Below are 23,326 nucleotides of genomic sequence, written 5' to 3' on the forward strand. Positions count from 1 at the left end.
AGTTTACTTACTACTAATGTTTCGTTGATATTCGTTCACGGCCTGATTGTGCTGTTCTAACGTGGCAGAAAAAACATGAGTGCCATCGCCTCTGGATACAAAATAAAGCGCGTCGGTCACCGCAGGATGCAAGGCTGCATCAATCGCGGGTTTACCTGGCATCGCGATGGGCGTTGGTGGCAAACCACTTACCGTATACGTGTTATAAGGGTTCTTCTCGCGCAGGTGTCGACGGGTTATGTTGCCATCGAAGTTATCACCTAATCCATAGATCACCGTGGGGTCGGTTTGCAGCCGCATATCTTTCTGTAAACGGTTGATAAACACCCCGGAAATAAGCGGGCGCTCGTCTGCAACAGCGGTTTCCTTTTCAATAATGGACGCCATGATAAGCGCCTCGTACGGCGTATCGTAGGGCATTCCAGGCTGACGCTGTTCCCATGCAGATTGCAGGTATGCAGACATGGCGTTGTTTGCACGTTTCAATATACCAGAAACCGAAGCACCGGCTGTGTAATGATAAGTATCGGCAAGAAACAGTCCTTCCGGATTACTATCAACCGGCGCGCCTTCTGAAGTCACCAGGTCTGCGGCTGCGACTAATGCGCTCACCTCGTCGACCGAGTCGATGTCTTGCTTTAGCGATGGTGCATTCTCTAGTACGGCTAACCACTGCTTGAGTGTAAAGCCTTCAACCAATCCTACTGAAAACTGAAATTCCTCGTTACGCGCAATCAGATACAGTGCATCGAGTAGCGACATGTCAGGCTGGAGCTGGTAGGTACCAGCTTTAACGGCGCGGGCTTGCTCATCAAGCTTCAACCAGATTTTTGCCACCACTTCCGGGGTATCAGCATAACCTTCGTTATCGAGCTTTCGCACCACCGAAATAGCGGAACTGCCTGGTTCCACCACAAATAATGCAGGTTCACTAACGGTGAGCGGCGCATTCACAGATTTCAACACCCAGAATGCCAGCGCAGAACCAAATGCCAGCAGCGAAAACAATATCGCTGTAATACTAATCAGTCGCTTCATTTTCCCTCTCGTAAGCGGCTTTAATCTTGTCTTGTAAATCTAATACAGGCGACTTGTCGAAACGGGTTACTGTGGAGTGATGCTCGACGGCCTTGACGGGCACAATCCCCATCAGCGAATTACAAAGAAATACTGCAGATGCGTGCTCCAGAGAAGCGACATCAAAATGACCGGTTTGCACGGGAGTCCCCTGGGCTTTAAGCGCATCTAGAACAAATGCCCGGTAAACACCAGCAACACCGCATTGGTCAAGCGCGGGCGTCACCCACTGACCATCAATCATCCAGAACAGATTGCTAGCACTGCCTTCAATAAGGTGATTATGGATATCGCACACAATGGCATCATCACACCGCATATGTTGCTTAATTAATACTTGCTCGAGCCGATTTAAGTGTTTTATCCCAGCCAGTAATGGCTGTAAGCCGAGCTTAACCGGACTCACTTCGGTAGTAATGCCCTCAGTTCGCCATTTCGCGTAATGCGCCGGTACAGCATGCTCTGAAAGACGATATTGCATATCCGGGTGTTCAGGTCGCGCGTAACCACGGCCGCCCACGCCAGAAGAAATATGTAACTTGAGTACACCTTTACTAAGCTGATCAGCTGCTGCTGCGACGTGATGCGATAAATATGATAAATCGAGCTTTAAACCAAGACGAGAACTGTCGTGCTCTAAACGCGCCAAATGATAACGCCAAAGGCTCACCCTGCCGTTTTCCACTCGCATGGTGGTAAATAATCCGTCGCCGTAATGGAATGCCCTGTCCTGATATAGCTTCTGCGTCATTTGAATGTGAGATAAAAAAATATGGGAGGGAGTATATCAGTACAAGCTGTTAATTACAGTGTGCGGAGTAGGCAATCAAACCGATGGCAAAAAGATTAAGGTTACTTGCCACTAAAAGCATCAGTGAGCAACACAAGATGAGTTACGCGTAACCAAATGAAGTACAAAAAAGGCAGCGTTAAGCTGCCTTTCAATGCTTTGACCTTTAAATTAATCGTCGAGACGTTTAAAGACCAGCGAGCCGTTCGTTCCGCCGAAGCCAAACGAGTTACACAGTGCCAGTGATTCATTGAATGCTTTGGCTTTGTGCGGGACAAAGTCCAGGTCACACCCTTCACCTGGATTGTCCAGGTTAATCGTTGGCGGCGCCATACGGTCACGCAGAGCCAGTACAGTAAAGATAGCTTCAACTGAACCCGCAGCACCCAAAAGGTGTCCGGTCATAGACTTCGTTGAACTTACCAGTACCTTTTTGGCGTGATCACCGAATACACGTTTAACCGCAGCCACTTCAGCAATATCACCTGCAGGCGTAGAGGTACCGTGGGCATTGATATAACCAATGTCTGCAGCATCGATGTTACCATCACGCAGTGCATTCTCCATAGAGCGTGCCGCGCCATCACCGTCTTCCGGTGGCGACGTCATGTGATAGGCATCGCCGCTCATGCCGAAACCAACCAGCTCAGCGTAAATTTTTGCACCACGGGCAATTGCCGAATCATAAGATTCCAGCATCATCACACCCGCGCCCTCGCCCATGACAAAACCATCACGGTCTTTATCCCATGGACGGCTCGCTTGCTGTGGCGCGTCATTGTTTGAAGACAATGCACGGGCTGCAGCGAATCCGGCAACACCTAACGGTGTGATAGACGCTTCAGCACCACCGGCCAGCATGGCATCGGCATCACCGTAAGCGATGGTACGGGCCGCAACACCAATATTGTGAACGCCTGTAGTACACGCTGTCACGATATTCAGGTTCGGACCTTTCAGACCTTCCATAATAGACAGAAAGCCGGAAATCATATTCGTAATCGTAGAAGGCACAAAGAATGGCGAAACGCGTTTTGGACCGCTGTTCGTCAGCTTAGTGTGGTTCTGTTCGATTTGTTCGAGACCACCAATACCTGAACCAATTGCTACACCTACACGGTATGCATTGTCGTCAGTGATTGCTAAGCCTGAATCGGCCAAAGCTTGTTTACCCGCTGCAATACCCAGCTGAATAAACCGATCCATCTTTTTTGCTTCTTTTTTTTCGATGTAATCTTGCGGGTCGAAATCGTTGACCTGACCGGCAAAACGAGTGGAATAGTTACTGCAATCGAATAAGGTGATATCACCGATACCGCTTTCGCCTTTTAACAGACGAGCCCAGGTTCCTTCAACAGAAGAATCCAACGGTGACAGCATACCCATGCCAGTAACCACTACGCGACGTTTTGTCACAAAAAGCCCTCGTATTGGATTGAACGTTAGATACGAAAACGGCTCTTAACAGAGCCGTTTTCGCAAATCTCAAGACAGCTAATTAAGCGTCTTTGTTTGCGTTGATGTAATCTACAGCAGATTGAACGGTAGTGATCTTCTCTGCTTCTTCATCAGGAATTTCAGTATCGAACTCTTCTTCTAAAGCCATTACCAGCTCAACAGTGTCGAGTGAATCTGCGCCCAAATCATCAACGAAGGAAGCTTCAGCTTTTACTTCTTCTTCTTTAACGCCCAGCTGTTCTACGATGATCTTTTTTACGCGCTCTTCGATGTTACTCATAATTCTAGGTTTCCCTTAACGTCACTAGATAAAAAAGTGCCGCTAGTTTATTTTGCAAGGTCGCTCCTTGCAAGTACCAAGTCATGTAAAAACTGTGGTCAAACCAGCAACTAACCAATATTTATACAAATTTTTAACACCAACACCCTGTTAAAACAAGACCTTGGCTCGAAAATGCTGCAAATGCAGCTTAGTTCATATACATTCCACCGTTAACGTGGATTGTTTCGCCAGTGATATAGGCAGCGCCATCACTGACTAAAAAAGCAACCGTTGATGCAATTTCTTCAGGTGCGCCCAGACGGTTCGCCGGGATGTCCTTAAAGATCGCTTCTCGCTGGTCATCTGTCAATGCTTTCGTCATATCTGTATCGATAAAACCAGGGGCAACCACGTTAATCGTGATACCACGGGAAGCAACTTCACGGGCCATTGACTTCGAGAAGCCAATCACACCGGCTTTCGCTGCCGCGTAGTTTGCCTGTCCGGCGTTACCCGAACTACCTACAACAGAACCTACATTCACAATGCGGCCATAACGCTTTTTCATCATGCCACGCAGTACTGCTTTAGACAGTGTGAAAATAGAGCTCAGGTTAGTATCAATGATATCCTGCCACTCGTCATCTTTCATCCGCATTAGCAGGTTGTCGCGAGTAATGCCCGCATTGTTGATTAAGATATCAATGCCACCAAACTCGTCAGCAATCGCTTTCAGGGACGCTTCCACAGACGCTTTGTCAGTCACATTCAGCGCCAGTCCTTTTCCGCCACTGGCAGCCAGGTACTCACTGATAGCCGCTGCACCGTTTTCACTGGTTGCGGTACCAATAACGGTGGCTCCCTGTGCCGCAAGTGCTTCGGCAATCGCTTTACCAATGCCGCGGCTCGCACCTGTTACCAGGGCAATTTTTCCAGATAATTGAGTCATGTTTTTCCTACATGTCAGATTACAGATCAGCCAGAGTTTCTGGTGTATTCACCGCTACACTGGTCAATGCTTTATCGATGCGTTTGGTCAGACCGGTAAGCACTTTACCCGGGCCGACTTCAATGATTTTTTCAACGCCTTGGGCCGCCAGAAACTCTACAGTACTGGTCCACTGTACCGGACAATAAAGCTGACGCACCAATGCATCTTTGATAGCAGCTGCTGAAGATTCAACGCTCACATCAACATTATTAACCACCTGAATAACAGGCTCGCTAATGGTAATGGCCGCCAGTGCATCGTCAAGTTGATCAGCGGCAGGACGCATTAATTCACAGTGTGAAGGCACGCTCACGGCGAGTGGTAAAGCGCGTTTAGCACCCGCTTCTTTACACGCATTGGCGGCTTGCTCTGCGGCGGCTTTCTCACCGGCGATAACCACCTGACCTGGTGAGTTATAATTAACCGGCGCGACTACATCACCCGTAGCGATAGCCGTTTGCTGACAACAATCCGCAATGGTCTCGTCGTCAAGACCGATGATGGCGTACATAGCCCCCGCACCTGCAGGCACTGCCTGTTGCATGAACTGTCCACGGGCTTCTACCAGTTTAACAGCGTCTTTGAATTCAATGGCACCGGCACAAACCAGCGCTGAATATTCACCTAAGCTGTGACCAGCCAGGTAATCAACCTCTATGCCCTTCTCCTGAAGAACACGCCAAATTGCGAAACTCGCTGTCAGCAATGCAGGTTGAGTAATATGCGTTTCGTTCAGTTTGCCATCGGCATCATTCTGAACCAGATCCCACAGATCATAACCCAGCACGTCTGAAGCTTCAGCAAAGGTCTCGATAACCACTGGATGATTTTCAGCCAGTTCTTTTAACATGCCTACAGATTGGGAGCCTTGTCCCGGAAATACACAGGCTGTACGAGTCATAAAGTTTCCTTATTCTTATCGTTATATCAGCAGGATATGTTGCGTGGGCTTAATATCTGACAAGTGCAGAAGCCCAGGCAAAACCGCCACCAAACGCCTCAAGCAGTAAATGCTGACCACGTTTAATGCGGCCATCTCTGATCGCGGTATCTAATGCAGTGGGTACCGTCGCTGCTGAGGTATTGCCATATTTTTCTAGAGTAAGCACGACCTGGTCAAGAGACATGTCCAGTTTTCTTGCCGTGGCTTTAATAATTCGGAAGTTTGCCTGATGTGGTACTAACCAGTCCAGATCAGATTTAGCCATGTTATTGGCCGCCAGTGTCTGTTCTACAGTTTCAGACAACTTGGTGACGGCGACTTTGAAAGTCTCGTTGCCTTTCATAGAACACCAATTTTCTTCTACAGACGCCGCATTACCACGTTGTGGATTGCCGGCATACAGCAGCTCTCCGTAAGAGCCGGCAGCATGAATATGCGTAGATAAAATGCCTGGCTCATCGCTGGCTTCGATGATTGTTGCACCCGCACCGTCACCGAATAAGATAATAGTACCGCGGTCGGTGGGATCCATCATTCTGGTTAGGCAGTCAGTACCAATTACCAGAATGCGCTTTGCCATGCCTGTTTTGATGTACTGGTCAGCAACACTTAACGCATAGCAGTAGCCTGCACATGCCGCTGCTACGTCAAAAGCAGGAATACCGTTGATATCTAACATAGCCTGAATTTCACAGGCTGTACTTGGGAAGGCATGGGCACCACTGGTCGTGGCACACACGATCATATCAATCGTTTTGGGGTCGATTTGCGCCGCTTCGATGGCGTGCTTACTGGCTTCGAATCCCATGGTGGCTGCAGTCTCGTCTGCACCAATAATACGTCTTTCTTTTATGCCCGTGCGTTCAGTGATCCATTCGTCACTGGTATCGACCATTTTTTCCAGATCGGCGTTGGTTCGCACTTCACTTGGATAATAACTGCCGGTCCCGATAATTCGTGAATAATTGCTCAAAGCTGCTCCAACAATACCGTTTCTATTTTACTTTTTATTTTCTCAGGAATGCCCATTTTGGCTTCACGCATACCCTGATGAATCGCGTAGTAAAAAGCGTCAGCGGAAGCGTTTCCGTGACTCTTGATTACAATGCCGCGCAATCCTAACAGACTCGCCCCATTATACTGGTCGGGGTTCACCCTGTTGTAGATGCTTTTAAGTAGCGGCAACGCTATTCTGGCCATCAAACGACTCAAAAGGTTCATTTGAGATTGCCTTTTTACTTCATTTATAACCAGTTTTGCTAAACCTTCGGTAGATTTAAGCGCGACATTGCCGGTAAAACCGTCGGTTACCACTACATCAGCATGGTCAGTAAAAATATCATCGCCTTCTACATAGCCAATGTAATTCAGCGCTTCTGCATCGCGGAACATCTGATCAGCAATTTTAACCTGCGCATTGCCCTTAATGTCTTCTTCACCCACATTCAGCAACGCGACTCTGGGCTTTTCAATACCCGACACTTCCTGGGCTAGTACGCTGCCCATCACCCCATATTGAAACAAGGTTTCTGAGGTACAGTTTACGTTCGCGCCGAGGTCGAGCAAAAACACCTTGTGCTGGCTTGCTGTGGGCATGGCCGATACCAGCGCGGGTCTGTCGATGCCCGGTAACGTTTTAAGGAAGTAATAAGCCAGCGCTAAAAGTGCACCGGTATTTCCCGCACTCACACACGCGTCGGCTTCACCAGATTCCACCAGTTCGATAATGCGTCGCATCGAAGAATGCTTTTTATTGCGTAACGCAAAAGCGGGGGCATCACCCATTTCGACCACATCTTCACAATGCTCGATGGTGACTCTGGCACGTTGCTCAGGCAATAGATCAGCTACAACAGGTTCAATAATTTCCTGCTTGCCGCAAAGAATGAAATTAAAATCTGGGTGTTGCCGGATGGCTTTGAGGGATGCGGAAAGGATAACAGGGGGACCATGATCGCCCCCCATGATATCTAACGCGATGGTTAGCTTAGACAAAAGTTGTCACCTACTGATTAGCGGGCGATTACTTTTTTGCCTTTATAGTAACCGTCTTCGGTCACGTGATGACGACGGTGTGTTTCACCCGACGTTGAATCGACAGACAAAGTCGCGCCTGTCAATGCATCGTGTGAACGACGCATGCCACGCTTAGAGCGTGTTTTACGATTTTGTTGTACTGCCATAACTTACTCCTGGTCTCGCTTAAGTTCTTTCAAAACCGCGAAAGGGTTTGGTCGCTCATTAGCCGGGTCGATTTTACCAAATGTCATATCGTCTTCACCCACTTCGCAATCCTCCTCTGCATGAAGGGCTACGATAGGTAATGAGATAATCAATTCATCTTCAAATAATTGAAATAAATCAACTTCTCCGTGGTCGTTGACCTCTACCGGTTCATAAGCTTCGGGTAATGCATCTGCCTGTTCCTGATCTTTCCCCTGCACCGGGCTAAAACAGAATTCAGTATAGAGGGAGTGATTAAACTCGCCATTACACCGTTGGCAGACAAGTGTTACCTGTGTTTCCAGATGACCGTGAAGGACAGTAAGACCCTGCGCGTCTTTTTCGAACTGTACTTCGGCGTTCACCCATTCATCACAGCTGACAACAGCTTCATTCAATCGTTCCAACTCTTTGGTGGCGATAACGCCTCGATAATCGGAGCGTTTAACGGCACTTTTGACCGGATCGACAGTATGAGGTAATTTCACTTTTTGCATAGGGCGCGCATATTATAGATTTGGTTAGTCTGTGTCAAAAGATTAATCACCAATCACCGCTATTAACCACGGTTCCAACGGGTTTTGCATGTTTACAAAGCCCAATATTAGCAATAATCCACGAATTATGGCCTACTAGCGGCCTGTTAACTGGTTTCTTTCCCGGTCTGCTATGCCCTCGCTAACAACAAAACAATATCCGAAATTCATTCTTGCCAGTTCATCGAAATATCGTCAGGCACAATTTGCCTCGTTAGGTATTTCGGCTGAAGCCATTGCCCCAGACATCGACGAAGCTGCCCATGATAACGAATTGCCCCAGGCATTGGCGGAAAGACTTGCGAGCGCCAAAGCGGCAAAAATTGCAGGCCAACATGCCGATAGCATTATTATTGCCAGCGACCAGGTTGCTGTGGTTTGTGTACACGATAAGCTTCATCAGTTAGGTAAACCGGGCAGCTTTGACAAAGCCCGCCAACAATTACAAATGTGTAGTGGACGTTGCGTTACCTTTTATTCAGCATTAACCGTACATCATGCCCAAACTAAAAAGGTTATAACTGATACCGATGTGACACAGGTTTGGTTCAGGGAACTGAGCGATGCACAGATAAATGCTTATCTTCACAATGAGCAGCCTTACGATTGCGCCGGAAGTTTCAAATCCGAGGGCAAAGGCGTGCTGCTTTTTGAACGCATCGATTCCAGAGATCCCAATGCGCTTATTGGGCTTCCGGTTATGCTACTGCGTGACATGCTGGCCGAATTTAATATCGACCTGCTGACGCTGGCCACATCAATGAGCCAGTAAATACGCTTGCAGTTCACCTAAGCTGTGTACAACGGTTTGAGGGGCATAATTTTCTAAGTGCACCTGCGCATGTACGCCGAAAGAAACCCCAATGCGATCAACGCCAGCATCACGGGCCATTTGCATATCAAACGTGGTATCGCCAATCATTACCGCCTCTTCCGGCGCTACGCCCGCTTCCGCCAGTAACTGAAGGATCATATCGGGTGACGGCTTAGATTCAGCGTCATCGGCTGTGCGCGAATAACTGAAATAGACGCCTGTGCCGGTATTGTTCCAGCAACGATCAAGCCCTCTTCTCGCTTTGCCGGTAGCCACAGCCAATGTGCGATTGTCTGCTTTCAATGCTGAGAGCAAAGCGTCTGCACCATCAAACATGGGGCTTGGCGTTCGATCTTGCTCGATAAAGGTATTTTTATATGCTTCAAACAACTGATCGGTTAGCACCTCGTCGGCGGTGTTAAACAATTTCTGAATGGCTGGGCGCAAGCTAATGCCAATAATGCCACCCACTTCTTCTGCTGAAGGAACAGCGACACCACATTGTTTCGCAGCCAGCTGCATACAATTTACAATCTTGGCGGCTGAATCCATCAGCGTGCCATCCCAGTCAAAAATAATAAATTTATACTTCATTTAACTGCTTTAGTGCGTTGTTAAGTTGAGCATCTAATGGGGCCTGAAAACGAATTTGTTCTTCTGTACCCGGATGCAAAAACTGAATACTTGCGGCATGCAGGAAAAGGCGTTTTAGCCCTGCCCGGTTCATTTGCTGGTCAAAGTCCGCATCACCATACTTTGCATCGCAAGCAATGGGATGACCAGCGTGCAGGCAGTGCACACGAATTTGGTGCGTACGGCCAGTTATAGGCGATGCTTCAACCAATGTGGCATTTTCGTAGCGGGTAAGAATGCGATAACGGGTTTCCGATGGCTTGCCGTTTTCATTAACACTTACCAGACGTTCACCCGATTGCAGCACGTTTTTCAGAAGCGGCGCTTTAACCTTAAAACGGTTTTCAGGCCATTGCCCGGCAACCAGCGCCTGATAACGTTTATCCATTTGGCCTTCCCTCAGTTGAGCGTGAAGGTGGCGCAATGCCGACCGCTTCTTGGCTATGAGAATACAGCCGGAGGTATCGCGGTCTAGACGGTGAACCAGTTCCATGAACTTGGCATCGGGGCGCAATGCACGCAGCCCTTCTATCAAGCCAAAACTAAGTCCGCTGCCACCATGAACCGCCGTACCGGAAGGCTTGTTGATGACTAAAATACGATCATCTTCAAACAGGATACAGTTTTCCAGCTCGGCCACTTTTTCCAGTTTTGGATTAGGCGTGTCTTTCTCTTCCGCTACCCGTACAGGTGGAATACGAACCAGATCATCTGCCTGCAGTTTATACTCAGGTTTTACACGACCTTTATTTACCCGCACTTCGCCTTTTCGCAAAATACGGTAAATCATACTTTTGGGCACACCTTTTAGCTGAGTGCGCAGGAAATTATCGATACGCTGACCGGCGAGATCGGAGTCGATGGTCACAAAGCGTACTTTTTTAGGGAGTTCTTCTTTCATGGGCGGCAGTATACCTGAGCCCCCCGACTTACGCTAAAGCTAAATAGCAGACAGTATTAAAATGTTACTCGTCGAGTGAGCAGTGTAGATATTTCACCGCAGTCTCAAGAATCATTATTCTTTCATTTAGTTCCCTCTTTAAATTCACTTCATCCCATGAATTAAATGTCATAAATCTGCTTAAAACGTGGTTTATTTATGCCCCTTATAAAAAACCACACTTTAAATGCTGGTTTTTAGTACAAAAGCAGCATAACTGTGCTTGCTAATATCGTGAGTATGGTGAGATAATCAGGAGGATTTTGCAGTACACTTGCTTAGCAAAATCCGGTTCGAACTTAAGTAATGAACCATAATAGTGTGCGGACAACTGAATAAATGCATTCGTCCGGTTCCATGGGGGCAGCACAAAACCTCCAGAACCTCAGCACAACTGATGAAAATAAAGTTCGCCGTTTAGCAAACAGAATTGAATTGACCTTCGCCCCTGGTAACAAAAGGGGTGAGAATATAAAAGACAGTAAGGGCTTGTCGTTCCCGACACTCGCAATTATCCGTCAGGCACCTGAATAACCTGTGCCGACAATATGAGTAATACGACGAAAACAACAAATCCCGCACACAGCCGTGAGGCTGGGTGACGCGTATTTGCACGTGTCATTTTGATTTTGTGTCTAAGCGGCTGTTCAAAAAACAGAGTTAGATACAATGAAAAGAATGTTGATTAACGCAACTCAGCAAGAAGAGTTGCGCGTTGCCCTGGTAGATGGGCAACGGTTATATGATCTTGATATAGAAAGCCCCGGGCATGAGCAAAAGAAAGCCAACATTTACAAGGGTAAGATTACCCGTGTTGAGCCAAGCCTCGAAGCTGCCTTTGTAGACTACGGTGCAGAACGTCATGGTTTCCTCCCTCTAAAAGAAATTGCCCGCACTTACTTCCCGAAAGGTTACAAATTCGAAGGCCGTCCAAACATCAAAGAAGTGATCAAGGAAGGCCAGGAAGTTATCGTTCAAATTGATAAAGAAGAGCGAGGCCAGAAAGGCGCCGCCCTGACGACTTTCCTGTCATTAGCAGGTAGTTACCTGGTACTGATGCCAAATAACCCTCGTGCCGGTGGTATTTCACGTCGTATTGAAGGTGACGAACGTAACGATCTGAAAGATTCACTAAGCCGCCTCGACTTGCCAGACGGTATGGGCTTAATAGTTCGTACAGCAGGTGTAGGTAAATCTTATGAAGAACTTGAATGGGATTTACGGGTTCTACTTAAGCATTGGGACGCCATTTCTGAAGTTGCTGAAAATCGTGCAGCACCTTTCCTTATCCATCAGGAAAGTAATGTTATTGTTCGCGCAATTCGCGATTACCTGCGCCGTGACATTGGCGAAATTCTGATTGATAAAACCAGCATTTATGAGCAGGCACTGCAGCATATTGAACTGGTTCGCCCTGATTTCGCAAACCGCGTAAAACTGTACAAAGGCGATGTGCCGCTGTTCAGCCATTACCAAATCGAAAGCCAAATTGAATCCGCATTCCAGCGTGAAGTGCGTTTGCCGTCCGGTGGTTCAATTGTTATCGACCCTACCGAAGCGCTTACCTCTATCGATATCAACTCTGCCCGCGCAACCAAAGGTGGCGATATTGAAGAAACCGCACTGAACACCAACCTTGAAGCCGCCGACGAGATTGCCCGTCAGTTACGTCTTCGGGATTTAGGTGGCTTAGTGGTTATCGACTTCATCGATATGACCCCAGTGCGCCATCAGCGTGAAGTAGAAAAACGTATGCAAGACGCAGTGCGTTCCGACCGAGCTCGTGTTCAGTTAGGCCGTATCTCGCGTTTTGGTCTGTTGGAAATGTCACGTCAGCGTCTTCGTCCGTCTTTGGGCGAATCTGCGCACCATGTGTGCCCTCGCTGTTCTGGTCACGGTACAATTCGTGGTACTGAGTCTCTGGCACTGTCTATCCTGCGTATTATCGAAGAAGAGAGCATTAAAGATAACACCGGTCAGATTGAAGCTCAGTTACCCGTACCGGTAGCGACTTACTTGCTTAATGAAAAGCGTAAGTCCGTTAACGTGATTGAAAAACGTCACGGTGTTTCACTGTTGCTGATCCCGAATCCGCATCTGGAAACGCCGCATTATGAAGTGATTCGTCACCGTCCTGATGAAATCATCACCGACGCCAGCTACGATGTTGAACTGAAAGAGCCGGATGAAACGGAAAAGTATCAGCCAGTAGCCCAGCCTGCAAAACGTGAAGAACCGGCACTGAAGGGCTTAGTCGCGCCGACTCAGGCACCACCTCCCCCTGTTGCTGCCGCTCCTACCCCAGCCGCGCCACAAACTCCGCCAGCGTCCAGTGGTGGCAACCTGTTTACCAAACTGGGTAAGTGGATTTCATCCATTCTGGGTAGTGACGAGAAAGAAGAAGTTAAGGAAGAGTCGACTGAGAAAAAGACATCTTCGCGACCGCCTCGTAATAAGGACAACCGCAAGCCACGCAACAACCGTAACCGCCGTGGTGGAAAGCAGCAGTCTGATAACAACGAGCGTGGTGAGCGTAACGACCGCAATGATCGCAATGTAAACGATGAAAACAAGTCGCAACAGAAGCGTCAGGATGATAAGCGTAATCGTCCTAAGAGCCGTCGTAAGCCTCAGGAAGACAAGCAGAGTAAACCTGAGCAGCAGAATGCCGCTGTGGAAAACACTGACAACAATGCTAACGACAATCAGGAGCAGCCAGAACGTAAGAAGCAGGTTGCAGAGCGTCGTAAGCGTCGTGACAAGCGCCGTAGTGTTCGGGTAAATAAAGATGATGCGCAAAACACTCAGAATTCGGAAGAGATGCCAGCTGTTGCAGCAGAAGCTAAACCTACACCGGTTGACGCAGTTTCAGAAGTAAAAACCACTGACGCGCCAAACGTTGAAGAGCATAAAGCACCTGAAGTGACTGAAACTCAGGAAAAATCTGCTGTAACAGTGGAAGGTGAAACGACAACAGACGCGACAAATGGTGAAGAAGCGGGTCAGAAACGCGAAAGCCGTGGACGTTCACGCCGTTCTCCACGTCATGTTCGTGCTGCCGGTCAACGCCGTAAGAAAGAGCAAACGCCTGTTGATGATGCAGAGCAATCAAGCGCTGCTGAAAACAACGAGCAAAATGATGTCTCTGTGGCTCCTGTCGTGACTGCGCAAGCTGAAGAAACAGTCAACGCTGAATCGACTAGCACTGTTTCTGACGACAGCAAGCCTGCGAACACTGAAGTTCCGGAAAAACAAGACAACATTAAAGAAGCGGTTGCTGATGCGCCTGCGCAAGACCAGCTTAATTTTGAACTTGCTCATCCTGAGACTGAAGAGAAGCCTAAATCAGCTAAACCACGCGTGCGGGTTGAAGGTGATAAAGTGGTTTCTGCGGATGTGTCGCCAGAACAGGTAGAAATTAACCTGAACGACAATGCTGAAGCGGAAGCTAAAACCGAAGCAGTTGAAGAAGCGCCTGTCGCAGATAAAGCGGAACAAGCTGCGCCGTCTGCAGTCGTTGAAGCAGAACCTGAAGCCACAACTGAAGTTAACGAAGTTGAAGCCCCTGCAGAAGAAGCTACAGCTGCGCCAGAAATTGCTGAACCTGAAGTAAAAGCAGAAGCTGAGAAACCGGTGGTAGCAGAAAAAGCCCAAGCTACTTTCGTTGCAACTTCCAGCCGTGGTCGTAAGCACGTTTCTCATCCGATGACGTTACCTGCGTCTGTTGATGCCGTATTCAATGATGTTGCATTGACGGCAAAAGCAGATGATGCTCGCCCTGCCCTGATTGTTTCGGGCAAAGCCGCATCAATGAGCCAGGCAACATCTTCTGCCTCTGCAGGCATGACATTGCCAGGTCAGAGCAAAGCAGAAACAGCGGAGGAAACTGCCGAGGTATAATTACCTTAACAGTTGAATAAACGTGATAAGGCCGTACTCTTAGCAGTACGGCTTTTTTTATTTGTTTGTCAAAGTGAGTAGTATGTCTAATAGCCCTCTTTTACCCTTCCTGAACTGGCTAAATCAAGTTTCTGATCTAGAGTTCGAAAAGCCACAACATATTCAAACACTTTGGAGCGGCTACGGCGCATGTTTCCGTGCGTTTTCAGTACAAAGCCATGAACCCGTTGTCATTAAATGTGTAAAGCCAGAGCAGGCATCGTCTCATCCAAAGGGGTGGAAAACATCTGCATCTCACGAACGAAAGTTGCGATCGTTTGAAGTTGAACACTATTTTTATAAGCATTTGCAAAAGCACACAGATAGCCAGTGTCGGGTTCCCGTTTATGCAGGCGGATGTCAGGAACAGGATTCCCACTTAATAATCCTCGAAGATTTAGATGCAGCCGGATTCAATCGTCGTGAAAGCGTTTTATCAACAGCACAGTGTGAAGTAGTACTTATCTGGTTGGCTGAATTTCACGCCAGCTTCCTGGGCCTGAAAGACGAACATGTATGGGAAGAAGGGACATATTGGCATTTGAATACCCGACAGGATGAATGGCATGCGATGGAAGCCGGGGAGCTAAAAGACAAGGCATCAGCCATTGCCAACACTCTGAAAAATGCAAAATATCAAACGCTACTGCATGGCGATGCCAAAGTCGCGAATTTTTGTTTCACCGATGATTTATCACACTGTGCAGCAGTAGACTTTCAGTACACAGGTTACGGTGTGGGTGTGAAAGATGTGGCCTATTTTATAGGTAGTGCGTTGTCTGAGCAGGAACAGCGCGATGCAACAGCACACTGCCTCAATGTTTATTTTAACGCATTGCAGCAGGCATTAAGCAGAAAACACCCCTCGGTGGACGCTTCAAAATTAATCGCTGAATGGCGAGGTTTATACAACCTTGCGTGCGCAGATTTCTACCGATTTCTGGCCGGTTGGAGTCCAGACCACTGGAAACTAAACAGGCCACTCAGCGATGCGTGTCAAATCGCACTGAGTAGCCTGTTATAAATTGAGAATGGTTGTAACGAATCAGTAAACAAAGACGAGGCGATGAATACCCGTCGATTGAACCTCTACCAGGTTAAATCGTCAGGAATTTCATAATCCGCATACCAGTCTTCTTCGTCTTCCTGTTTACCGTCGACGTCTTTGGTATCGAGATCGGCGCGATAAATCACAAAGCTCTCGTCACGTTGCGCAATTTTATCTGCAACGGGTGTTGGTACCAACTCGTATGCTTCATCGAGTAACACCACAACCAAGCGGCCTTTGGTGACCTGACGATGCATTTCCTCACTCACGTACATGCGTTTTACCACATTGTCGTGAGTGAAGTTTAATACCACGTCGCCTTTACGCTCCTGCTTATTCACATTAATAAGCTGTTTAATTTGCGCTATCACCGAACGCTTTTCGCGCTCTTGTTGCTGTTCAGCATTCAGGGCGCGGTCTTTCGCTTTTTTCTCTTCCGCTGCTTGTTCGGCAGCAATTTTGGCGGCATCCGCTTCAACGTGCTGATTTTTATTTTTCAGCTTTTGTTTTTTGCGCTTATCCGCCCGGGCTTGTTTGGCTGAACTTTTGTTCGCCAAACCCGCTTTCAATAGTTGATCTTGTAATGAAGCCACGAATCACCTACTTCTTTTTCTTGTCCTGATCGACCCACTTGCCACCTTCATACCATGAAGACCAGCCTGTAGATTTACCCTCGCTGTTTTCAGACATGACATACTGCTGTTTTGTCTTTCTGCTAAAGCGAACAATGGCTAAATTACCGTCTGGATCAGCTTTAGGCGCATCGGCCAGATATTGGAATTTCGGCGAAATTCTGTCACGGAAGCGAGCAAGTTCTTCCACTTTCGGCGCACGGGTCTCCCTGGATTTAGGGAAATTATGGGCCGCTAAGAAAATACCTGATGCACCATCTCGCAGTACGAAATGCGCGTCAGATTTTTCGCAGGGAAGCTCGGGTAAATCTACTGGATCTTCCTTCGGTGGCGCGGCTTCACCGTTACGCAGTAATTTACGGGTATTCTTACACTCTTCGCTGGTACAACCAAAATATTTACCGAAACGGCCGTTTTTCAGCTCCATGTCACTGCCACACTTATCGCACTCAATAACTGGGCCGTCGTAGCCTTTAATTTTGAATGTACCTTCCTCAACAAAGGTACCCGGACAAGTTGGTGTGTTACCACAAACATGCAGCTTACGTTTTTCGTCAACCAGATAGCTGTCCATGGCGGTACCACAGATGTCACAGCGACGCTTGGCACGCAGCGCTTCGGTTTCCATTTCCTCTTCGTTGTCGACCTTCACCACTTCTTCACCTGGCGTCAGGTTCATGGTGTTAGTACAACGTTCTTTCGGCGGCAAATTGTAACCAGAACAGCCCAGGAAAACCCCTGTGGATGCCGTTCTTACATTCATTTCGCGGCCACATTTGTCACAGGAAATACCTGCAGGCACCGCCTGATTAGGACGCATACCACCTTCATCGGCATCTTTCTCTGCTTTTAGCAGTTTGCCGTAGAAGTCGGTGTAGAAGCTGTTAAGCACTTGCTTCCAGTTTTCTTTTCCTTCGGCGATATCGTCGAGGTGCTGTTCCATGTTCGCGGTAAAGTCGTAACTCATCAGATCGTCGAAGTTTTCCATCAGACGATCGTTAACGATTTCACCCATTTTCTCAGCATAGAAACGCTTGTTTTCAAGACGCACGTAGCCGCGATCCTGAATAGTAGAAATGATGCTCGCGTACGTAGATGGACGGCCAATACCACGCTTTTCCAATTCTTTAACCAGCGACGCTTCGTTAAAGCGGGCAACAGGTTTAGTAAAGTGCTGTTTTGGATCTAGCGCTTTAAGATCCAGGGTATCGCCCTGCTTTACATCGGGTAGTAATAATTCTTCTTCGCCTTTCTTGCGAATTTGCGGTTGTACCTTAGTCCAACCGTCGAATTTAAGGACGCGACCTTTTGCCGTTAATTCATAATCGCCAGCGGCAACACGAATCGTTGTGGCATCGTATTTAGCGTTTGTCATCTGACATGCAACAAACTGACGCCAAATAAGCTCATACAAGCGCTGTGCGTCTCTCTCCATGTCTTTCAGAGATGCTGCCTGTACTTTCACGCTTGAAGGACGAATCGCTTCGTGAGCTTCCTGAGCGCCTTCCTTACTGCCGTAGCGGATTGGCGAGGCTGGCAGATACTTAGCACCGAAATTCTCGTCGATGTAAGCGCGGCAATTATCCAACGCTTCCTGACTCAGGTTTGTGGAGTCGGTACGCATATAGGTAATGTGACCGGCTTCATACAAACGCTGAGCCAGCATCATGGTTTTCTTAACACCGAAACCCAGGCGGGTACTCGCCGCCTGCTGCAACGTAGATGTAATATATGGCGCGGAAGGCTTGCTCTGCGTTGGTTTGGATTCGCGACTTTCCACCAGGTACGAGGCATTTTCTAAATGGCCAACCGCCGTATCCGCTTCTTGTTTGTTCTTCGGCTTGAAAGGCTGGTCCTGGTAGCGGGCCACCAGCATACGCAGTTGCTGTGCCTTGCTTGCGGTAACATCGGCATGAATATCCCAGAACTCTTCCGGTACAAAAGCCTTAATTTCGCGCTCACGCTCAACCACCAACCGCACGGCGACCGACTGTACACGACCAGCTGACAAGCCACGGGCAATCTTTTTCCACAACAGTGGCGACACCATGAACCCTACAACCCGATCAAGGAAACGGCGGGCTTGCTGCGCATTCACGCGGTCAAGATTCAATTCACCAGGATGAGAGAAGGCTTCCTGAATGGCGTTTTTGGTGATTTCGTTGAAAACTACACGCTGATACGTTTTGTTTTTCTCACCCAGAAGTTCCCGCAGGTGCCAGGCGATAGCCTCCCCTTCGCGGTCCAAATCCGTTGCGAGATAGACAGTGTCAGCATCTTTCGCCAGCTTTTTAAGTTCGTTAACGACTTTCTCTTTTCCCTGCAATACCTGGTAGTGGGCATGCCAGTCGGCTTCTGGATCGACGCCCATGCGATCGACCAGTTTGCGGTACTCGTGTTTGCGCAGATATTCTTCCCGCGCTTTGTCGCTCATCGTTTTTAGTTCTTTTGCCGGTTTTTTCGGTTCGACGTTACCCACCGCCTTAGTAGGCAGGTCGCGAACGTGGCCAACAGAAGATTTTACGATAAAATTTTTACCGAGATATTTATTTATCGTTTTAGCTTTTGCTGGTGACTCGACAATAACCAGTGATTTTGCCATAAAAATTGATTAAACCTGTTCGTAATCAGAGACTTAAATCGTCTCAATGAATATTTAGGTGTAGTGAGTGGCGATGGTGCACTACCCTTTCTTTTTTTAACATATATCTACAAAGTGAATGGAAAACAAGATCTTCTTAATAGTTATTCTGTCGCTTGCTTCAAATACCGCCACAAACTGTTCATAATTTAACCTGCGACGTTGGCAAGCCTAGTAAAAACCGTATAATGCCGCCAATCCAATAGCCAGAAAACCCGCTTTATCCGTTGCTCTGCCTGCATTATCAGGGTGAATCGCTCAAATTCAAGCAAGCATCGGTAAGAAACGGAAATCTATGAGTTAAGAGGCGAAAATATGCAGCAATTCGAAGTAAACTTTGACGGCCTGGTAGGCCCCACCCACAATTATGCGGGACTATCTGTCGGCAACGTGGCATCGCAAAGCAATGCCAATGCTGTGAGCAATCCAAAGGAAGCGGCCAAGCAAGGTCTGGCAAAAATGAAAGCGCTGGCTGATATGGGTATGCAACAAGGTGTACTCGCGCCACAGGAACGCCCAGACATGGCCATGCTCCGTCGTCTTGGCTTTTCTGGCACCGATGCAGAGGTGTTAGAGAAAGCCGCCAAACAAGCGCCACAGGTCTTTCTTGCGTGTTGTTCGGCTTCAAGTATGTGGACCGCAAATGCGGCCACCGTATCACCTGGCGCAGATACAGCCGACGGCAAAATTCACTTCACCCCAGCGAACCTGACCAACAAATTTCACCGTTCGTTAGAACCTGAAGTCACTGGCAATATTTTAAAGGCCACCTTTGCCGATACGGCCCATTTTGCTCATCATAAACACCTACCAGATAATGAACATTTTGGTGATGAAGGTGCTGCGAATCACACGCGTTTGTGCTCGCAGTATGGCGAATCGGGAGTAGAACTTTTTGTATACGGACGATACGCCTTCGACAGCAGTAAACCGGCGCCGACACGCTACCCTGCTCGCCAAACAATGGAAGCTTGCCAAGCCGTAGCCCGTCTGCATGGTCTCGATGAGCAACGTGTTGTTTATATTCAGCAAAATCCTGATGTGATTGACCAAGGCGTATTCCACAACGACGTTATTTCTGTGGGTAACCAAAACGTACTGTTTTATCACCAGCAAGCGTTCTTAAATACGCCTGCGGTACTCGATGAAATCAAAGCTAAATTTGGCGATAACCCATTGCACTTTATCGAAGTGCCCACCAGTGCGGTTTCTGTTCAGGATGCGGTAAGCACTTACCTGTTCAACACGCAGATCATTACTCTTCCTGAAGGGCATATGGCCATTATCGCGCCCTCAGAATGTGAAGAAAATGCGGCGGTTTCAGAGTACCTGAAAACCCTTACCACGCTGGGCTCCCCAATTAAGGAAGTGAAGTTCTTTGACGTAAAACAGAGCATGCGTAATGGCGGTGGTCCTGCGTGTCTGCGCTTACGTGTGGCGATGAATGACCAACAGCTTGCAGCAACTAACCCGAATACATTGATGAACAACGCGCTATTTGCCCGTTTAAATCAGTGGGTAGACAAGCATTATCGCGATCGCTTATCCGAACAGGATTTACGCGACCCGCAGTTGCTTATTGAAAGCCGCACAGCATTAGATGAACTCACCCAGATCATGCAGTTAGGTTCGGTTTATCCGTTCCAGCAGGGCTAAATATTCCGTTCAATGAACAGCAGATAAAACAAAGCCGGGGCACTGTGAAGTGACCCGGCTTTTTTCTTACCTTATTAATTAGCTCCGCAGAACACGATTCTTGTGAAACGGTCATTCGGGTCATCAGGCAGACTAGTACCAAATGGACTTGAAGGCGGAGGTACATCTAGATTTGTTAAGTCATCCGATGCCACGCCATATTTGTAGTACATACTAGCTTTTGATTCGCTGCCAGTTGACTGAGCAAATACAGTAATATTAGCCTCATAGAATTGCCCGTACGCTCTTGGATAACGTAATTGCAGCGTAGCCTGGCCATTCGCGTCCGTTTCATCAATACCACCTTCGAAAGAGACGGTACCAACAATCCCAGGGGTTAAAAAACTGTCTTCGTTTGCATCTTCCTCATAATCCAACATGCCGTTGTCGTTGATGTCTTCATTTGCACAGATGGATGTGTATCCCGCAGAAACTTCATCGTTTTCATCAAGAATACCTACTATCCACCTCGGTTCAACCCAAACCCATGTACCACGGTAGTAGTTGCCACCTTCTACAAAAGGTACTGGAGCAATAGAAGCCGTGAGAGAAACACCTTCAATAGGTCTACCTGCCGAGTCAGCTACAAACACCGCAAATTCTTTTAAGTAAGTTGTGTCATCTGGAGACTGGATCAGGTTACCCGTGCCAATTGACACATCAAACGCACGATTTCCCACTGTCATTGAAACCTGTGCCGTCACTTCTGGCTCATCTATTACAGTCGCGGTGATTAGTACAAATTCTTCACTGGTTACTGCTGCAGATGTGAATACAGTAGAAGCGATACCGTTACTGTCAGTGGTGGCTTGCGAAGGTGAAATCGTACCGGTGCTAGTATCATTTACATTAAAACTAACCACCTTGTTTTTAACTAGATTACCTGCCGGATCACGGACAACAGCAGAAATCGTACTTGTTTGACCATCAGGACCAATGATATCCGGTGATGCATCAACGTACATGATGTGAGCGTCGGTGGCGATAAATTCTATTTCAACCGTTGCCGTGACTTCGTTACCTGCACCATCATTACCGGTTGCGGTAATTTCAGCAACACCAGCATTCGTCGACGCGATGTCGAATGAGATTTCGCCTGAAGCATCAGTGGTGCCGGTTTCGTCACCAGGGCGAATATCGCCTCGTGATGCTGTGAAAGTCACGTTGCCACCGGCAAAAACGGCGTTGTCTTTACTCCAGGAAACGGTCAAGGTGGTGTAATCACCGGCTTCATAAGCATCATCTGGCGCTACCGGTACTTCCTCGGTTGGCACTGTTGTAAAAGCAAAATCATCCTCTTGAACAGTAATCGTAAATGTTGTTGTTGACCCCAGTGCAGCACCTGAAATTGTCGCCGTACCAGATTCAGAACCTGTATAGGTAACGGACGCCTGGCCATTGGTGCCTGTGGTCACTTCTGTCGCAGACAGCGTGCCGATATCTGTACTTAGTGAGATAGATTGGTTTGGAATGTTTGTGCCATCAGAGTCCTGAACACGAAGTGTAAGGGTCGCAGAATCGTTAATCGTAATTGAACGAGAACCATTAATGGTGACTTCTGTACCGTCTATTTCAATTTCAATGGTGCGCACTACATCGCCTGCTGTAGCGGTTACGGTGACAAAGCGGTTACCTGCATTATTACTGGTGCTCAGTAATGCTGAAGCAGTACCATTTTCCAGCGTGGCATCGTCTACTTGCTGAATTTCTACGCCTGCGGATGCAGGAGCAGAAAAGCTCACTTCAACGCCTTCCATGAGCACACTTTGTGAGTTTTTAACCAAAGCGATCAGTTCGACGCTATCAGAGCCACTTGAGGGTAAAAGCACTGAAGAGGCATAAAACTCCATTTCAGCTGGCACTTCAGTGACAACAGAGGCGCCCGCAGAAGAAAATGTGGTGGTTTGAGTAGACCCATCCGGCAAGGTAGCAGTAACTTGGCCATCGCCCGCGGAAGAACCCACGAGCAATCCAATCGTCGCTTCGCCGCTGTCGTTAGTTCTAGCAGTGCCCGTATCGTTAGAAAACTGTGCAATATCGTCATTTGACAGGGTAAAGGTGATGAGTGCGTCAGTTAACGGATTACCGCTAGCATTTACCGCCGTAAAATTAAGGGTGAGCGGATTTTCAGAAGATAAATCACGGTCAGCTTCCCCTCCAGCATTGGCTAACGATAGTGCCACCGTATAGTTGTCTGACGTTGCGCCTGTACCTGTTGCCGAAAACGTCGTCGTGCCTGTGGTGCCATCAGGCGTTGTTGCCGTAATCTGGCCATCGCCACTGGCGGTGCTGGCGGTCAAGTTGATGGTTGCTACACCGGCATCATCCGTTCTGGCGGTACCGGTATCGTTGCTAAACGAAGCCAGGTTTTCATTGGATAGGGAAAAAGTAACCAGGGCATCAGCTAATGCTGCGCCGTCTTGATCCACCACCGTCGCTGTAAGAGTCAGCGGATTTTCTGAAGATAAATCACGGTCGGTTTCGCCTGCCTGATCGGTAAGCGAAAGCGTTACTGTATAAGTGGGATCTGTGGTGGTGCCCGTGTCTCCGCCGGTGTTACCGCTGCTGGTTTCGCGCTCAAGTGAGCCCCCGCCGCCTCCGCAGGCAAATAACATTAACAGCATACTGAACAACGTCAGAGACTTGGAAAGTGTTTTCATAGTTGTCTTCCTGGACCTCTAGTAAATGACATTACTGAAATATT

General features: G+C 48.0%; 19 protein-coding genes. 4 read left to right on the forward strand and 15 right to left on the reverse strand.

Features of this window, described 5'->3' with window-relative positions; all coding sequences use genetic code 11:
- Positions 1 to 3: 3 nt before the first annotated feature.
- From mltG to yceD, 10 genes are all read right to left on the reverse strand, one after another.
- Entirely contained in the window at positions 4 to 1,038 is a 1,035-nt protein-coding gene (mltG, locus tag BFC18_RS00455; RefSeq protein ID WP_070123229.1) for an endolytic transglycosylase MltG, read from the reverse strand.
- Positions 1,022 to 1,828, reverse strand: coding sequence for an aminodeoxychorismate lyase (gene pabC, locus BFC18_RS00460; RefSeq protein ID WP_070123230.1), 807 nt, complete (start codon positions 1,826 to 1,828; stop codon positions 1,022 to 1,024). Before pabC ends, mltG begins: the two co-directional genes overlap by 17 nt.
- A 210-nt stretch (positions 1,829 to 2,038) precedes the next feature.
- The gene (fabF, locus tag BFC18_RS00465; protein WP_070123231.1) at positions 2,039 to 3,283 is read right to left on the reverse strand and encodes a beta-ketoacyl-ACP synthase II; all 1,245 of its coding nucleotides are present in this window, start codon (positions 3,281 to 3,283) and stop codon (positions 2,039 to 2,041) included.
- An 82-nt stretch (positions 3,284 to 3,365) separates the two neighbouring features.
- Positions 3,366 to 3,605: an acyl carrier protein gene (gene acpP, locus BFC18_RS00470; RefSeq protein ID WP_070123232.1), complete on the reverse strand. Its 240-nt coding sequence runs from the start codon at positions 3,603 to 3,605 to the stop codon at positions 3,366 to 3,368.
- 190 nt (positions 3,606 to 3,795) lie between these two features.
- Positions 3,796 to 4,536 (reverse strand): 3-oxoacyl-ACP reductase FabG, encoded by a 741-nt coding sequence (gene fabG, locus BFC18_RS00475; protein ID WP_070123233.1) that lies wholly within the window; start codon positions 4,534 to 4,536, stop codon positions 3,796 to 3,798.
- 19 nt (positions 4,537 to 4,555) lie between these two features.
- Positions 4,556 to 5,479, reverse strand: a complete 924-nt coding sequence (fabD, locus tag BFC18_RS00480) for an ACP S-malonyltransferase (protein WP_070123234.1) — start codon at positions 5,477 to 5,479, stop codon at positions 4,556 to 4,558.
- A 49-nt stretch (positions 5,480 to 5,528) separates the two neighbouring features.
- Complete coding sequence (locus BFC18_RS00485; RefSeq protein WP_070123235.1) at positions 5,529 to 6,494, reverse strand: beta-ketoacyl-ACP synthase III; 966 nt, start codon at positions 6,492 to 6,494, stop codon at positions 5,529 to 5,531.
- On the reverse strand, positions 6,491 to 7,516 hold the full coding sequence (gene plsX, locus BFC18_RS00490; RefSeq protein WP_070123236.1) for a phosphate acyltransferase PlsX: 1,026 nt from the start codon (positions 7,514 to 7,516) through the stop codon (positions 6,491 to 6,493). Before plsX ends, BFC18_RS00485 begins: the two co-directional genes overlap by 4 nt.
- Before the next feature lie 17 nt (positions 7,517 to 7,533).
- Positions 7,534 to 7,704 carry a 50S ribosomal protein L32 gene (gene rpmF, locus BFC18_RS00495; RefSeq protein WP_070123237.1) on the reverse strand — a complete coding sequence of 57 codons (171 nt, stop codon included), beginning with the start codon at positions 7,702 to 7,704 and terminating at the stop codon, positions 7,534 to 7,536.
- 3 nt (positions 7,705 to 7,707) lie between these two features.
- Complete coding sequence (gene yceD, locus BFC18_RS00500) at positions 7,708 to 8,241, reverse strand: 23S rRNA accumulation protein YceD (protein ID WP_070123238.1); 534 nt, start codon at positions 8,239 to 8,241, stop codon at positions 7,708 to 7,710.
- 172 nt (positions 8,242 to 8,413) lie between these two features.
- On the opposite strand from yceD, the gene BFC18_RS00505 reads away from it, so the two are divergent.
- Positions 8,414 to 9,052, forward strand: coding sequence for a Maf family protein (locus BFC18_RS00505; RefSeq protein WP_070123239.1), 639 nt, complete (start codon positions 8,414 to 8,416; stop codon positions 9,050 to 9,052).
- Here BFC18_RS00505 and BFC18_RS00510 read toward each other — a convergent pair.
- Positions 9,038 to 9,688 carry an HAD-IA family hydrolase gene (locus BFC18_RS00510; protein ID WP_070123240.1) on the reverse strand — a complete coding sequence of 217 codons (651 nt, stop codon included), beginning with the start codon at positions 9,686 to 9,688 and terminating at the stop codon, positions 9,038 to 9,040. The two genes, BFC18_RS00505 and BFC18_RS00510, sit on opposite strands and share 15 nt — an antisense overlap.
- Complete coding sequence (rluC, locus tag BFC18_RS00515; RefSeq protein ID WP_070123241.1) at positions 9,678 to 10,628, reverse strand: 23S rRNA pseudouridine(955/2504/2580) synthase RluC; 951 nt, start codon at positions 10,626 to 10,628, stop codon at positions 9,678 to 9,680. Before rluC ends, BFC18_RS00510 begins: the two co-directional genes overlap by 11 nt.
- 708 nt (positions 10,629 to 11,336) lie before the next feature.
- Here rluC and rne point away from each other — a divergent pair.
- Positions 11,337 to 14,567, forward strand: coding sequence for a ribonuclease E (gene rne / locus BFC18_RS00520; RefSeq protein WP_170826543.1), 3,231 nt, complete (start codon positions 11,337 to 11,339; stop codon positions 14,565 to 14,567).
- 82 nt (positions 14,568 to 14,649) lie between these two features.
- A complete protein-coding gene (locus BFC18_RS00525; RefSeq protein ID WP_070123242.1) occupies positions 14,650 to 15,630 on the forward strand; it encodes a phosphotransferase in 981 nt (326 codons plus the stop codon).
- Between the two features lie 65 nt (positions 15,631 to 15,695).
- Here BFC18_RS00525 and BFC18_RS00530 read toward each other — a convergent pair whose 3' ends face one another.
- Positions 15,696 to 16,247, reverse strand: coding sequence for a DUF2058 domain-containing protein (locus tag BFC18_RS00530; RefSeq protein WP_070123243.1), 552 nt, complete (start codon positions 16,245 to 16,247; stop codon positions 15,696 to 15,698).
- A gap of 7 nt (positions 16,248 to 16,254) precedes the next feature.
- Entirely contained in the window at positions 16,255 to 18,888 is a 2,634-nt protein-coding gene (gene topA / locus BFC18_RS00535) for a type I DNA topoisomerase (RefSeq protein WP_070123244.1), read from the reverse strand.
- Positions 18,889 to 19,242: 354 nt separating this feature from the next.
- Between topA and astB the strand changes: the two genes are divergently transcribed.
- Positions 19,243 to 20,583, forward strand: a complete 1,341-nt coding sequence (astB, locus tag BFC18_RS00540; RefSeq protein ID WP_070123245.1) for an N-succinylarginine dihydrolase — start codon at positions 19,243 to 19,245, stop codon at positions 20,581 to 20,583.
- A gap of 74 nt (positions 20,584 to 20,657) precedes the next feature.
- On the opposite strand, the gene BFC18_RS00545 is transcribed toward astB, so the two are convergent.
- Positions 20,658 to 23,282, reverse strand: a complete 2,625-nt coding sequence (locus tag BFC18_RS00545) for an Ig-like domain-containing protein (protein WP_070123246.1) — start codon at positions 23,280 to 23,282, stop codon at positions 20,658 to 20,660.
- Positions 23,283 to 23,326 lie beyond the last annotated feature (44 nt).

Source organism: Alteromonas confluentis, from assembly GCF_001757105.1.
GTDB classification, from domain to species: domain Bacteria; phylum Pseudomonadota; class Gammaproteobacteria; order Enterobacterales; family Alteromonadaceae; genus Alteromonas; species Alteromonas confluentis.